This window comes from Pseudomonas fluorescens (assembly GCF_000968015.1).
Taxonomy (GTDB): Bacteria; Pseudomonadota; Gammaproteobacteria; order Pseudomonadales; family Pseudomonadaceae; genus Aquipseudomonas; species Aquipseudomonas fluorescens_W.
In genome coordinates this window covers 307,850-321,751 of sequence record NZ_LACH01000002.1, presented here as the reverse complement: position 1 = coordinate 321,751, position 13,902 = coordinate 307,850, and the positions used below count along the sequence as shown (strand labels likewise).

General features: G+C 58.4%; 14 protein-coding genes. 8 read left to right on the top strand and 6 right to left on the bottom strand.

The features are described from left to right. The first annotated feature begins 282 nt into the window (after window positions 1–282). Entirely contained in the window at window positions 283–687 is a 405-nt protein-coding gene (locus tag VD17_RS02600) for a DUF6632 domain-containing protein (RefSeq protein ID WP_046052532.1), read from the top strand. A 108-nt stretch (window positions 688–795) separates the two neighbouring features. Here the strand turns inward: VD17_RS02600 and yiaY are convergent, their stop codons facing one another. The 3 genes from yiaY to VD17_RS02580 all read right to left on the bottom strand — a co-directional run bounded on the left by yiaY (window position 796) and on the right by VD17_RS02580 (window position 4,083). Beyond that, window positions 796–1,944 carry an L-threonine dehydrogenase gene (gene yiaY / locus VD17_RS02595; protein ID WP_046052531.1) on the bottom strand — a complete coding sequence of 383 codons (1,149 nt, stop codon included), beginning with the start codon at window positions 1,942–1,944 and terminating at the stop codon, window positions 796–798. A 279-nt stretch (window positions 1,945–2,223) separates the two neighbouring features. Further along, window positions 2,224–2,970 carry a tetratricopeptide repeat protein gene (locus VD17_RS02585; protein ID WP_046052529.1) on the bottom strand — a complete coding sequence of 249 codons (747 nt, stop codon included), beginning with the start codon at window positions 2,968–2,970 and terminating at the stop codon, window positions 2,224–2,226. A 156-nt stretch (window positions 2,971–3,126) separates the two neighbouring features. Then, a complete protein-coding gene (locus VD17_RS02580) occupies window positions 3,127–4,083 on the bottom strand; it encodes an AraC family transcriptional regulator (protein ID WP_046052528.1) in 957 nt (318 codons plus the stop codon). Between the two features lie 199 nt (window positions 4,084–4,282). On the opposite strand from VD17_RS02580, the gene VD17_RS02575 reads away from it, so the two are divergent. Continuing rightward, entirely contained in the window at window positions 4,283–5,236 is a 954-nt protein-coding gene (locus tag VD17_RS02575; RefSeq protein ID WP_046052527.1) for a diiron oxygenase, read from the top strand. Window positions 5,237–5,317: 81 nt separating this feature from the next. After that, entirely contained in the window at window positions 5,318–5,740 is a 423-nt protein-coding gene (locus tag VD17_RS02570; RefSeq protein WP_046052526.1) for an MAPEG family protein, read from the top strand. Between the two features lie 196 nt (window positions 5,741–5,936). Here the strand turns inward: VD17_RS02570 and VD17_RS02565 are convergent, their stop codons facing one another. After that, window positions 5,937–6,863, bottom strand: coding sequence for a transporter (locus VD17_RS02565; RefSeq protein WP_259674526.1), 927 nt, complete (start codon window positions 6,861–6,863; stop codon window positions 5,937–5,939). A 546-nt stretch (window positions 6,864–7,409) separates the two neighbouring features. Here VD17_RS02565 and VD17_RS02560 point away from each other — a divergent pair. From VD17_RS02560 to VD17_RS02550, 3 genes are all read left to right on the top strand, one after another. Further along, on the top strand, window positions 7,410–7,985 hold the full coding sequence (locus VD17_RS02560) for a hypothetical protein (protein WP_046052524.1): 576 nt from the start codon (window positions 7,410–7,412) through the stop codon (window positions 7,983–7,985). 162 nt (window positions 7,986–8,147) lie between these two features. Further along, window positions 8,148–9,611 carry a DUF3300 domain-containing protein gene (locus VD17_RS02555; RefSeq protein ID WP_046052523.1) on the top strand — a complete coding sequence of 488 codons (1,464 nt, stop codon included), beginning with the start codon at window positions 8,148–8,150 and terminating at the stop codon, window positions 9,609–9,611. Window positions 9,612–9,661: 50 nt separating this feature from the next. Then, entirely contained in the window at window positions 9,662–10,525 is an 864-nt protein-coding gene (locus VD17_RS02550) for a DUF2950 domain-containing protein (protein WP_046052522.1), read from the top strand. Between the two features lie 8 nt (window positions 10,526–10,533). Here VD17_RS02550 and VD17_RS02545 read toward each other — a convergent pair whose 3' ends face one another. Further along, window positions 10,534–11,214: a TetR/AcrR family transcriptional regulator gene (locus VD17_RS02545; RefSeq protein ID WP_046052521.1), complete on the bottom strand. Its 681-nt coding sequence runs from the start codon at window positions 11,212–11,214 to the stop codon at window positions 10,534–10,536. A 97-nt stretch (window positions 11,215–11,311) separates the two neighbouring features. Here VD17_RS02545 and VD17_RS02540 point away from each other — a divergent pair, with 97 nt between their 5' ends. Continuing rightward, window positions 11,312–11,737, top strand: a complete 426-nt coding sequence (locus VD17_RS02540; RefSeq protein ID WP_046052520.1) for a DUF2871 family protein — start codon at window positions 11,312–11,314, stop codon at window positions 11,735–11,737. A gap of 259 nt (window positions 11,738–11,996) precedes the next feature. Further along, window positions 11,997–12,395: a hypothetical protein gene (locus VD17_RS32515; RefSeq protein ID WP_259674525.1), complete on the top strand. Its 399-nt coding sequence runs from the start codon at window positions 11,997–11,999 to the stop codon at window positions 12,393–12,395. A gap of 103 nt (window positions 12,396–12,498) precedes the next feature. On the opposite strand, the gene VD17_RS02530 is transcribed toward VD17_RS32515, so the two are convergent. Beyond that, complete coding sequence (locus tag VD17_RS02530; RefSeq protein ID WP_046052518.1) at window positions 12,499–13,194, bottom strand: tRNA (adenine(22)-N(1))-methyltransferase; 696 nt, start codon at window positions 13,192–13,194, stop codon at window positions 12,499–12,501. Window positions 13,195–13,902 lie beyond the last annotated feature (708 nt).

Here is a 13,902-nt window from a genome sequence, read left to right as displayed (position 1 = left end):
CACTCAAGCATGGTAGCCAGAGGCGGCTTTCGGCCAGAAGTAGCTGGTGGACGGAGCGATACCTAATGAGTAGCTATGCTTGGTCTACTGCCGGAACTAATTGAGCAGATTGGGCTTTCCACACCATGGTGTATAAACCCCTTCAGCGGTCACCCGACTGTCACAATGCCCGGTCTAGTCAGGGCTAGACGACAGAACAAGGAATGTTATCCACCAAGCCCGTGAAGGTGTTATCACCCCACTTGGGGTCAATTTAGAGTTCGGCCCAAAGAGGAGTCCGCCATGACCGTAGTCGATCGCCTCAGGTATTTGCGCGTCGTTCTAGTTTTGGCTGGCCTCGCGTGCCTTGCTCTCTACCCACTTATGTTGTTCTGGCCGTCCGGCTGGGCCTGGCACGTCGGTCACTCGGACTACCCGATGATGATCGTTGGCATCTACGCCATACTTGGCGTGTTCTTGATCCTGGCCGCACGTGATCCATTAGCCAATCTGAGCCTGATCTGGTTCACCGTGTGGTCTAGCGCCGTACACGGAGGAGTCATGGCCGTCCAGGCGGTCACCCAGCCGGGGCAAATGGGGCACTTGGCAGGTGACGTGCCGGCGCTCTTCATCGTGGCGGTTGCCTTGGGCATCTTGACGCCCCGCTCGCAATTGGCCGCTCGGCCCCGGACACACAATGGGGCCTAAGAGCAGGTTTGACTGTCAGGATCGAGTAATCCGTAAAGAACCAAAAAAAAGCCCCGCACTTCAACCGAAGGCGGGGCTTTTGATCTGGCTGGTGTCACTTCACATCGGTTACATCGCGGTATGGAAAATCTGCTCGATCTCGCCCTGACTGGCAGGACGTGGATTGGTAAAGCCGCAGGCATCCTTCATGGCATTGGTTGCCAGGATCGGGATATCGTCGGCCTTGGCGCCCAGTTCGGCGAGGCCGCTCGGAATACCGACATCCGAAGACAGTTTACGGATGGCGGTGATGGCCGCGGCGGCGCCTTTTTCCGCATCCAGGTGCTGGGTGTCAACACCCATTGCGTTGGCGATGTCTTTGAACCGGGCCGGGCATACGCTGGCGTTGAAGCTGGCGACATGGGGCAGCAGGATCGCATTACACACGCCGTGAGGCAGGTCGTAGAACCCACCCAGTTGGTGCGCCATGGCGTGGACATAGCCCAGCGAAGCATTGTTGAAGGCCATGCCGGCAAGAAACTGCGCGTAGGCCATATTTTCCCGGGCGGTCATGTCGTCACCCTGGGCAACGGCAGTGCGCAGGTTGGCCGAGATCAATTCTACGGCCTTGAGTGCACAGGCATCGGTGATCGGCGTTGCCGCAGTCGACACGTAGGCTTCGATAGCGTGGGTCAGCGCGTCCATGCCAGTGGCGGCGGTCAGGCCTTTGGGCATGCCTGCCATCAGCGACGGATCGTTGACCGACAACAGTGGGGTGACGTTACGGTCGACGATGGCCATTTTCACGTGCCGGACTTCGTCGGTAATGATGCAGAAACGGGTCATTTCACTCGCCGTGCCAGCGGTGGTATTGATCGCGATCAACGGCATCTGTGGCTTGGCGGATTGATCCACGCCTTCGTAATCACTGATGTGCCCGCCGTTGGCGGCGCACAGGGCAATGCCCTTGGCGCAGTCATGGGGTGAACCGCCGCCCAGGGAAATAATGAAATCACAGTCGCTGCGACCAAGCAGCTCAAGACCTTTCTCGACATTGCTGACCGTCGGATTCGGTTTGGCGCCATCAAACAAGGTGGAGTTAATGTCCTGCTGGGCCAGAAGGCTGGCTACCTTGGCGGCCACGCCGGCTTTGGCCAGGCCTGCATCAGTGACGATCAAGGCTTTACGGAAACCATATTTGCGGATTGCGAGCATCGCTTCGTCGAGACTGCCAATGCCCATCATGTTCACGGATGGAATGAAGAAGGTGCTGCTCATGATAAATCCTCTTTTATTCTGGAAACCCGGAAATCAGGTGAGGTCTTCTACTCATATCGCAGGCTGTGAGGCGGGTCTGAATGTCATTATTGACGACGTTCAGCGGGAGACGTGCTGCATCAAGTGTTCAGGCGAACAGTGTTTGAAGATGCAGAGGTGGATGGGCCATCGCAGCCGGCAGCTTTTGATCATGGGATTGAGCCTAACCCTATGACGCCAGACTGGAATGGTCCTTTAGCTGTCATTGGCACCTCCTTTAGTACTGGGAGGTAATGCCCCTCAACCGCGCACCAGATAGGCTCCTGCCGGAACCCGATGTCGCAGCTTCATGCATTTGCCGGGTTTGGGCTGATGCCCGGGCGGGCGATCAGGGAACCAGATTCGGCATTTACCCGGAGGCGGCCAATGGCCGCGGGGAATCGCAACCTCATCGTACGCGGGCTCTGGCTCGACGGAAGCCACTGGCAATTCTCCTTCGGGCCGTGGCCTGTCAGCCGTCGGCGAATCCGAGACGCTCTCTGCCTTTGCGCTAGTGAAGTTGCCAGCGTCGGCTTGTTCGGCAGCGGCCATTTCTGCTTCGCGGCGCTTTTTGGCCTCCTCTTCGAGCCCCTTCTGTACCGCGACCTGGTCCTCTTTGGCGTTGGGTGGGGTACTCGAAGCCTTGGCCTGCTGCGCCGCCTGGATCAATTGGAGGTTGCGGTTGCGTAACTCGACGTTAGGACCCACCCGCATGTTCGAGCGCGCCGCCAACGTTTCTGCCTGCTGGTACTGCCCCTGCTGAAGACGCAACACACCAAGGTAATGCAGCGTCGCGGGATTGTTCGGCTGGATATGCAGGGCACGCTCCAGCGTGGCAGCGGCTTGGTCCAACTGGCCATTTTCATACTGCCGCGAGGCGGTTTCGATGAGCGTGGTTGATGCGCTGTTACTTTGCGAGGGCGCTCTTCGCTCGGCAGCAACCGAGCAAAGCGACGCGACGGCGCAGAACGCCAGGATGAGACCCGGCAGAAAACTCTTGGTTGGCATCAGGGGGCGGACTCGGCTGATCTCGGACGGCGCTGCCGTAAAACAGGCCACCAGCACTGCTCGGCATCGCCGATACAGGGCCCCTATGGACCTGGGTAGTACCCTGAAGTTCCCGCTGCAACGGCCACTGCGGATGGCGTGGAATCCGCAGCCTTCTCAGGCTGATTGTCTGCGCCAGGTGCCGGGTGATGTGCCGAACTGGCGCTTGAATGCGCGACTGAACGCGGCTTCGGATTCGTAGCCAACTGCAAAGCCGATTTGTGCCACATTACCGCGACCTTCGCGCAGGTGTTGAGCCGCCACGTGCATACGCCAGAGCGTCAGGTATTGCATCGGTGGCTGTCCGACCAATGCCGTGAATCGCTCCGCGAATACCGAGCGCGACATGCCCACTTCAAGCGCCAGGGCTTCTGCCGTCCAGCCCTCGGTTGGACGAGCATGGAGCAGTGCCAGTGCACGCCCGATATGCGGATCCCGCAAACCCGCCAGCCACCCGCGCCGTTCAGCGGGGAGGTTCGCGACATACTGGCTGACGGCTTCGACGAACAGCAATTCGGATAGCTTGGCGATGACCGTTGTCGAGCCGACGCGCCCCGCCGCGATCTCACTGACAGCGAAACGGAATGAGCTTTCAATCCAGGCCCCCGAAGCCGTCGCGCGGACATCTAGCTTCAATAAGGAGGGCAGCGACGAAAGCAACGGGCTGAACGGTGTTTCAGAGCCGAGGAATCCGCACAGTAACTGTGTGGTCTCGCCGCTCCCGCCGTACTTGATTCTTGAAATACCGCCGACTTCCGGCGGCTGAATAACATCGCGCGCCGACAGGGGGGCAATGCTTAGATCACTGCCAAAAGTATGAACGTCATTGCGAGGAAGCAGAATCAGTTCGCCTGCCCGCACGTCGAGGGTGGCGCCATCGTCGATTCGCAATTGCATGTGCCCCGCCGCGACAAAATGCGACGCAATGATATGTCGAGGTGCCGCCAGGAACGGTTTGCAATCGTCTGCAGAGATTCTTCCGCTGATGCACCAGGGCGCAGTGAATTCCGCCTCGAGGAAGACCCCTCCAGACAGCCGAATCACACGCAAGACATCGGATAGCGCATCCAACAATTGCCAGCCCTCCTTTCCGGAGTCCGGAGCATGTAATCAGGCGCACTGGTCATTCGCCGCCTGACCTGCGAGGCCTAGATTAGCACCAACGTGGACTCAGTGATCGAGACGATCCCCAGACGCTTCACCGATGGTCATTGACTCCCGCGTTAACCGTAATTGGCCCATTCCAACTCGACCACGGAAGCCGGAGATCAATATGAACACCGCCGCTACCCTACCCCGCTCAGATTCGGGCAACGCCGCCCGTTATGCTCAAATCGTCAGATCATCGAAGAAAGCGGAATGGCAGATCGATCGCGATTTGCTACAGGACCGCAGCTTCGACTTCTCGCGAAAATTCTTGCCCGACGGGCTGTCGCGGATCGACCGCCTGACCTTTCTCACCGCGGACGAGGCGCGCCTGCTTAGCCAGATTCAGGGCCGAACCTATGCGTATATTTTTTGCCTGGTCGAGCGTTTTATCAGTGCCAAAATGCTCGATCAAGGTCGGGCCCATGTATTTGACGATCAGCTCGCACTCGAAGCGCTGGTGCGCTTTTCCAACGACGAGATCAAGCATCAGGAGCTGTTCCGGCGCATTGAGACGATGATGGGTACGCAATTGCCAGCGGGATATCGTCAAGTTGCCGATCCAAACGATGTGGCGCGCGCGGTACTGGCGGCCAGCACCTGGTCGGTACTGGCGCTGACCTGTCATATCGAGCTGTTTGTTCAGACGCACTACATGCAAAGCATCGCCCCGCGCGAGGAGTTGTGCCCACTGTTCAAGGATGTCTTCAAATTTCACTGGAAGGATGAAAGCCGGCACGTCGTACTCGATGAACTGGAGTGGGAGGCGGAGCACGCGAAACGCTCGCCAGCCGAGCGCGACCAGGCAGTGAACGATCTGATTGCGCTGGTGGCGGCCGTCGACGCAATCCTGCAGGCACAATCGGCATCCGATGCCGACTACTTTATTCGAAATGTTTCACGATCGTTCAGTGTCGATGAGACAGCGCAAATCAAAGCCTCCGTGCTGAGCGCCTACCGCTGGCAATACATTATCTCGGGCGTGCAGCATCCACACTTTGGCCGGCTGCTAACGCGCATGACAACTCCAGCACAGATGTCCAGGATTCAAACCGCACTGGCACCCATCATGAGCCATTGATCGACAGGGCGCGACCGACCACGCGTCGGTCGCGCGGCTGTGGGATGACGTGCTGAAAATGATTGTTTGAGGAGGCCAGCCATGACGATTCCGATGTGGATGCTGCTTGGATTTGCGACCTGGACTTTACTGCTGTTGATGGCAACCGTCGGGGTGTATCGCTGGGTCAGAATCCTGTTCTCGAATGCTCCGATAGCTTCTTTCCGAAGCGATCAGCTCGAAGGCGAAGATTGGTATCGGCGCGGGACAAGAGCACACGCGAACTGTGTGGAAAATCTGCCTGTCTTTGGCGTCATCGTGTTCGTGATTTCAGCCCTTGGTGTCGACGGCCCAGCAGTGAGCTACTTGTCGATAATCGTCCTGATCGCTCGCGTGTGCCAGTCTCTGGTTCACGTATCCCATGTGCAAACCGACACGTTCGTGGCGGTTCGATTTACCTTCTTTTGCGTGCAGTTGATCTGTTTTCTTGCACTCATTGTTATAGCCGCTTATTACGGCGCATGAATACTCAAATAGAGGGATGAATACAGGCCTGGTCTGTAAATCAACATTTCGCTCGGACGCGCCCCTGGTGAGTCAGTGGCTGGATTCGATCCAGACTATCTTCGGCGCGACCGACAGAAAACGGCAAGATGCAACCGTTCGCTGTGCCCACGCAAGCTGAAACGACTCAGGTTGCACGCGCCTGGTGTTCAGCATGTCAAAGCCCTCCGCCGAATCGGTACTGCCAGACAATGCCAAAGCCGTCGTATTCGCTGCCGGTACGGCTGTACGCACCATTGCTCGCAGACAGCTTCAACGAATTATTACGGTTCACCGGCAGGGTGAGGGTAGCCCCGTAGCGTGTGTTCTCTTGAAAATCGTGGTTACCGACTCCATCGATCGAGGTACTGCCGCCCGCAAAGTAAGTCGAATCCAGCGAAACCCACACACCGTTAGTGAAGGCATAGATAACATGCCCCTGTACCTGATAGAGCGGGTTTTGAGAAGCCGTGCGGTGGCCGAGGTAATCGTCGTTGTCGGTGTAAAAGGTTGTCGCTGCGGCCAACTCCAATGTCACCGGCCCCAGCCGCTTGGAGATCCCCAGTTCGGGCTTGTATGACCAGCGATTGTTGCCGAGGTTTACGAGCCTGCCGGAGTCATATTGGCCAAGTGGCGCGGTGATCGCCAGGCTGGCACCGATAATCACATCTTGCCGATAGTCAGCGAATTCAGCCAGGGACAGCGCCGGAGCGCCATACAGGTTGACTGAGAAGCGAAATCTTGGATCGATCAGGCCCGTGACATCGCGCTCCCTGGGTTCACCGGCAAACAGCGCAGACCCCTTCAATTCCGCCCTGGGTACGACGATATCGAACTTCCCCGATCGCCCCCATACGTCCAAAGATCTGGCAAAGGCAAACACCACAGTCTTGATCTTGATTTTGCCATCCTGCAGCGGTACCGAGGGGTTGGCAGTGACACTGCCATCAATCTCGCTGTAGCCCACGAGCACGAAATTGATACCGACCGGCGTATTGGCATAAGACCTGGGTTCAAGATCTTCAGCAACGGCCGCGCTGACCAGCAGAACAAGCGACGCGGCCGCAAACCGAGCCAGCCTTGCGGCGCAGAGTTTGTGTGTCATGCACATTCACGCGCTTCCTGTCGGCCCCGGAGTGGTATGTATTGTTGTAGCGCATGAGCATGTTTCTGGCACTTGCCGCCTTTCAACAAAGACAAAGAAAGAAAAAGGGGACACCCATCAGCCGGACTCAAGTCAAGGCTGATGGGTGAGAATCAACTCGACTAGCCACATTCTTGATCGCAGCACGGTGACTCTGATCCCTGCGCCACGGACCCGACCGCGTTCATCAGTTTTCCCAAAACGCCAATCGACCTCCCCATGCTCGCTGCGCCGCCTCCCACCATCCGTAGTGCGTCCTCTTTTGGCCAATGTGTTGCATCCACTGGTTGAATCCACAGCCCAAAAGCTGCCACTCGCATTCAAGACGAGCACATCAAGTTCAACTCCAGCCTGCTGATCGAAGACCTGATGAAACAGGCGAACAACCCAATCGACACTGTGATCGGGCATCCCGGCAATCAATGTCTATGCTTTGAGCTGTATGCAAACCGCTCCGACCTGTAATCCATAGCGCTGTCCTACCCGCCAACACCAGAAAAACAGGCCATGAAACCGATCCCCTCCCTTGCCGTTGTTGCCCTTGCCTCGATCATGGCCGCTATCGGCTTTACCGCCCATGCCGCCGAGGTGCCGTTGGGTAGCCATTCCATGGAGGGGCACATCGTTACGCGGGTGCTGGCCGTTGATCCGGTGAATCATCAGGTCACCATAGAAGACACCAACAAAAGCCCGGTATCCATCCAGCTCACGGAAAAAGCCAAGGCACTGGACAATCTGAAGGTCGGCGACAAGGTCGATATCCACGTTGTTCGCTCAGTCGCCTATGTGCTCGACACGAATGTCGACGCTGCGCCAGGGGGCGGCAACGAATCAATGACTGTCCGTGCCACCCAGGACAATCCTGATCCGGGAAGTGAGGCGCTCCGCAAGGTCAAGGTCACTTCAAAGATCACGCACATTGACTTGAAAAAGCATGAAGTGACCTTGCTTCCGCCGGAAGGTGAACTGACCGTCCTGAAAGTCGAGGACCCGAAGCTTCAGGCCAGAATGAAGAAGCTCCAGGTGGGTCAGACGATCAACGCCATTTACACCGAGGTCATGAAAATCAAAACCTCACGCTAACGACTTCGCTCTATGTCTTTCTCATCCCGGTACTGCTCCACCCTACGGGAGGCTAAAGCATGGGTGTCTGCTACCCTTACTGGAGTCATCGAAGTCGGCTGTTTTCACTCCCTGACACTGATTCAGTCCTCTCAAGCCTGTCTGACCACAAGGGATGGGGCGATGCGCACTTCATTACTTTACGCGGTGTCCGCTGTACTGGTTCTAAGTGGATTTTCTTGCCTGGCGCAGACGCCAGCAGCGCCCGCAAACGCTGCCGAAACTGCGCCTCTGACGTCCCAGGCGAAAAAAGATGTCGTGTTTACCCAGGAGCAGCTGGATCAAATGCTGGCGCCCATTGCGCTGTACCCGGACCCACTGTTGGCACAGGTATTGATGGCCAGCACCTACCCCGGGGAAATCGCCGAGGCGGTCACCTGGTCCAAAGCCCATCCGGACGCCAAGGGCGATGATGCGGTCAAACAAGTGTCGAGCCAGACCTGGGACCCGAGCGTACAGGCGCTGGTTGCTTTCCCGCAGGTCTTGGCAACCCTGGGACAGGACCCCGTCTGGGTACAGCGCCTGGGCGATGCCTTTCTGGCGCAACCCGACGATGTCATGGACGGCGTGCAACGCTTGCGTCATCAGGCGCAGGCAGCAGGCAACCTGAAGAGCAACCAATATCAGAACGTGACGGTTCAGACTGCACCGCCAGCCCAGGCCCCTGCCGCTGCCCCTGCCAACAGCTCCACTACCATCGTCATCGAACCTGCCGACCCGCAGGTGGTGTACGTCCCCACTTACAATCCGACCACGACCTATGGCACCTGGGCCTACCCTGCTTCGCCGCCCGTTTACTATCCACCGCCCCCCGCTTATTACCCCGGATCGGCCTTGATGGCCGGGCTGGCGTTCGGGACCGGCGTGGCGATCGTCGCCTCGTTGTGGGGCGACTGTGACTGGGACAACAACGACATCGACATCGACGTCGACCGCTACAACAACATCAATCGCAACACCCAGATCAACAGGAACCAGAACAAGTGGCAGCACAACTCCGTCCATCGCGATGGCGTTCCCTATCGAGACAGCAGGAGCCGCGAGCAGTACGGTCGACAACTGGACGGTGCTAATCAACGTGAGGCCTTTCGCGGGGATAATGCCCAACGCGCCCAAGCGCGTGAAAAGGCCCGCAGTTCAATGGACAGACACGGTATCGAACGACCGGCCACCACTAATCGCCAGGCCCGTGACCAAGCGCGTAGAGCGGAGTCCGCACCTTCGGTCGATAATCGCATGCAAGCCGGGGCAGACAGACCGAAGGCGTCTGACAGGGGCCAAGGCACGGGCAGAAATATCCGGGAAAATCAGCAGCCCAGACAACAGACCGCCCAGACAGGTCAGCGCCGCCAGGAATTATCCCAGACGCGTCAGGGAGCGCAAAAGCGCCCGGCCGCCAGCCCCGGCAGTGCACGCAATAACGCTTTCGCGGGCGCACGATCCCCGTCCCAATCGAACGCCCAGGCCCTCCGTGGTCGAACCAGCCAGGCATCCGCCTCGCGCCCCAGTGCTGCACGATCCGCCGGTCAACAGATCAGCAGGTCGTCCAGTCCTCCCGCGCGCCAAAGAGGGGGGGGCCGGCGTTGAAAAACCATCCTCGAAAGAAAGCATTCACGGGCTTGCTCCCTCGTATCCTGATGATCAGCACCCTGGCATGGTCATGCGTGGCTACGGCACAGCAGGCCTTTCCAACCCCGGAAAAGGCTGCTCAGGCGTTCGTCGAAGCACTGGGTACGGAACACGCCGATCAGGCACGCCTGACGCAGCTGCTGGGTGAAGACTGGCGCAGTGTCATCCCGCGAGGTGGCGTCCAGCGCAGTGACGTGGATGCGTTTTTGAAGCTTTACCGCGAGCAACACACCATCGAAAAAACCAGTGAGCGCAAAGCTGTCCTGTCGGTCGGCAGTGACCACTGGACGCTGCCGATCCCCCTGGTAAAAGCCGAAAAGGGTTGGCGCTTCGACATCAAGGCGGGAAGCGCCGAAATCCGTATGCGACGAATCGGCAGCAACGAACTGGCCGCGGTGCAATCGGTGCTGACCTATCACGACGCCCAGATGGACTATGCGTCAGTGGACCGTGACGGCGACGGCGCCCTCGAATATGCGCAGAAATTCTTCAGCACGCCCGGCAAGCACGACGGACTCTATTGGGCGGACGACGACAGCAGTCAAATCAGCCCGTTGGGGCCGATGTTCGGCAACGCCATCGCCGATGAAGACTGGCATGGTTACCACTTCCGCATCCTCGACGGACAAGGTCCCTCGGCACCTGGCGGCGCCTACAGTTACCTCATCGGCGACAAGATGAGCCGCGGCTTTGCCCTCATCGCCTGGCCGGCGAAATACGATGACACCGGGGTGATGAGTTTCATGATCAGTCATGAGGGCCAAGTGTTTGAGAAAGACCTGGGACCGGAGGGTTATAAACTGGCGGAGTCGATGAAGCGTTTTGATCCCGATGACAGCTGGCAGGAGGTCACCGCAGATCAGAAGCCGTAACATCGGTGTCATGGAGGAGAAGACCGCGGGTTCTTATGCAAAGTGTCGCGCTTTCGTCGCGCTTGTTCTTCCTCCGTCAGTGCCTGACGAACGAGCGCCCGAGCCGCCCAGGCGGCGGTGTCGAGTGATTCTTCGACGCTCGCGCGACTGATATCGCGCACGGCGATCAAAGCCTCCGTGCCCATGACGATCGACAGGGCCTGCTTCAATCGTTTGCGTGCCCGAGGTGAGAGCACGTCCTTCAGCGAATCCACAATCGGCTCAATGTAGCTCATGCGCCGGCCCGGCCGCAGGGGCTCGTGGGACTCACTGTCGAGCCACACTGTCATAAACGAACGTTCCATCACGTGCAGGCCGATCTCGTCGTCGATCAAGAGTTTGTTCAACGCGTTCGCCGCCAGACCAATGCCCTTGACCGGATCATTTCCCGGCCGCCAGATGCACTCCAGCGGCGTCATGTCACGATCGGCCGCCGTCTCGCTTATCAACGCCTCGGGCGAAGGAAAGTAGCGATACGCCGTGGCGCGCGACACCATCGCGCGCTCGGCCACTTGCGCAACAGTCGGGTTATGGCCCTCGTCGCGCAATGCGGCGGCGGCATCGATAAGTGCCTGGCGCGTTCGGCCCCGCTGGTTGGCGCGGCCCTGATCGCTATCACGGATAGACGGGCTTGACTTCGAGGTCGTCATGGGATAAATGAGATCCTGTCTTGTAATGAGACTTAAGTCTCATGATAGACGATTTTTCAGCAACTGAGCGCGCCTCAGGGCGCATGAGGTGAATGCCATGAATCACACACCCCGTTCGCGGACCTGGTTTCGGCTCGCGGCCCTCTACTTTGCCATTGGCGTCTTGTTGGGCGTGGCGATGGGCGCTTCCGGCGACCACTCACTCTTCGCGGTACATGCTCATATCAATCTGTTGGGATGGGTATCGATGGCACTGTTCGGACTCATCGGCACAGCGCACCCGTCGATAACCGAAGGGCGCGCTGCTGCAGCACAGTTCTGGACGTACAACGTTGGCGTCCCGGTGATGCTCGGCGCACTGACGCTGCGCCTCAAGGGCTTCCCGTCAGTCGAGCCATTGATTGCCGTCGCATCAATCCTTATTGGCTGCAGCGTGCTGCTTTTTGGCTGGCTGGTGTTTTCGCGCATCGGTATAACGGCCGAGCGCTTGAGCAGCGCGACACGCGAATCGCGCCTGTCATAACGCGCAAAACCAGTAGCAGCTTTTGGGCAGCGTATCGGTGCGGGGTGAGATCTGCTTCGGATCGATTGCTGCCCTTCAACAAACCTCAAGGGGGGCGAACACTGAGGCCGTTCGCTCTTTAAGCTGCGGCTCCCTAGAACTTTTCCTTATTTATCTGTCTATGTGGATAGGCACATCCACTCGGTAAGCGCGAACCTCGCAGGCTTCTCGCAGCCAGATGGCCACACGTCCGATTGTCAATCTGAGGTTGTCTTCGCTCATGAAATTCCATGACCCACGGATGATGCTCTTCGGCCTGTTCGCGTTCGCGGCGGTGGGCTCGGCATCAGCAACACAGATGAAGACCTCAACCCCTGTTTTCGCAACTGAAGTCACAGCCGTTCAGGCTTCTGTCCAGGCTGCCGGCAACCCTTGGCCGACCTTGGCCAGTATGGCCGGCAAGCAGCCAGGGCCGTTGCTTGCCCATGACGACCGATACTGGCATGACGACCGTTGGCATGATCGTAGAGACGATTGGCGCCGAGACGATTGGCGTAGAGAGCAGTGGCGTAGAGAGCAAGCCCGCCGAGAAGCTGAACGCCATCGTGATTGGGAGCGCCGCCATGATCGGGCCATGCGGCAACGTTACGAGGACGATGACCGCTACTATCGTCGCTAGTGCGAAGCCACGGGATCAATCCGCCTGCAACACTCCGTCTGCTTAAACAGAATTTAGTTGCGTTGCATCCACCGGTTGAATTCGTACAACCCCTGGACCGAGATCAAGCCAGCAGCTCGGTGATCCACCGGGCCTGTTGGGCGATGTCTTGCACCTTCTCCTCGGGCACGGCCTGCCGCGCACGGGCGAACTGGGTCAGGGTCTTCTGCTTCTCGCGCAGCATGCGCTGCCACTTGGTCAGGAACGCCGGGCTGCGTGCCTGCATCTGCAGCGGGCCGAAGTACAGCTCCTCGGCGGTGTACATCACCGGCCCGGCGCGCTCGGCGACGATGATTTCGTAGTCGAAGCGATTTTCCCGCAGCAGTTCCTCGCAGAGGATGCGGTAGCCATTTTCCATCAGCCATTGGCGCAGTGGCTGCTCGCCGCCGTTAGGTTGCAGAATCAGGCGCTCCTGGCCACTCAGGCGCGTCTTGCCGCTGTCGAGGATGTCGCGGATCGTCTCGCCGCCCATGCCGCAGATGCTGATCGCCGTGATCCCGTCTCCCGGCTCGATCGCCGCCAGACCATTGGCCAGGCGCACGGTGATCCGCTGGTCCAGGCCGTTCTCGCGCACGGTGCGTTCGGCCGAGTGGAACGGCGTCAATGCCACCTCGCCGGCCACCGCCGCCACGATCGCGCCACGACGCATCAATGCCACAGGCAGGTAGCCGTGATCCGAGCCGATATCGGCCAGGCGCGCATCTGCTGGCACATGCGCCGCCACGCGCTCCAGGCGCATGGACAATGTCTGTTCGTTCAACCGCCGTTCCTTTTTTTAGTGTCCGCATCAGGTCGATGTCAGCAGGTAGCGAAAGGCGCAAGCACCTGTGGTATTGCCGTACCCACGTTGAGAGAAATTCCCCATAAATGGGCCGTATTACCCGCATCCTGTTTCAACTTTTTTAATGGAGAGCCAGTCACAGAATCAGGCTGCCCCACCGGCGCGGAATTATAGGCTGTTTAGTTTTTTGGCACAGAGAATGCTGTGTGTTCACTAGCGCATTAGTTGAGAGTTTGAAGTTGTTTTACCACTGGAAAAACAGCTTCCAGGGCACTCCCTATACATGCAACCGTTGCCTTGAAAAATACCTGCGCTGCAGATCAAGCGAGCAATGCCAGACCTTCTGAGGAGTCACTTTCATGCGCATCGAGCCGCTAATCCTCACGCTGGTACTCATTCTTTTCATTTTTGCGATAGGGGCAGCCTGGAGTCTTATCAGCTTGTTCAGCAGTTAAGAGTCAGTGGGACGTACTCATCACGTTTGGGTTAAAGGTGGCGCAAGGTGATCTTGTTCGCAGGCACTGCTATTGAGTTGCGCGACAGTCATTCGCTAATAACCCATCGAAGACCGCATGTGGCCAATTTGGATCGCTGCCTGCTGCCCTAGATCCGTAAGCGTCCGGCAAACACGTCCAGGCAAAACAAGTTTTCGACCTGGTTGTTGTCGATAGGCACGGCCCCATCCAC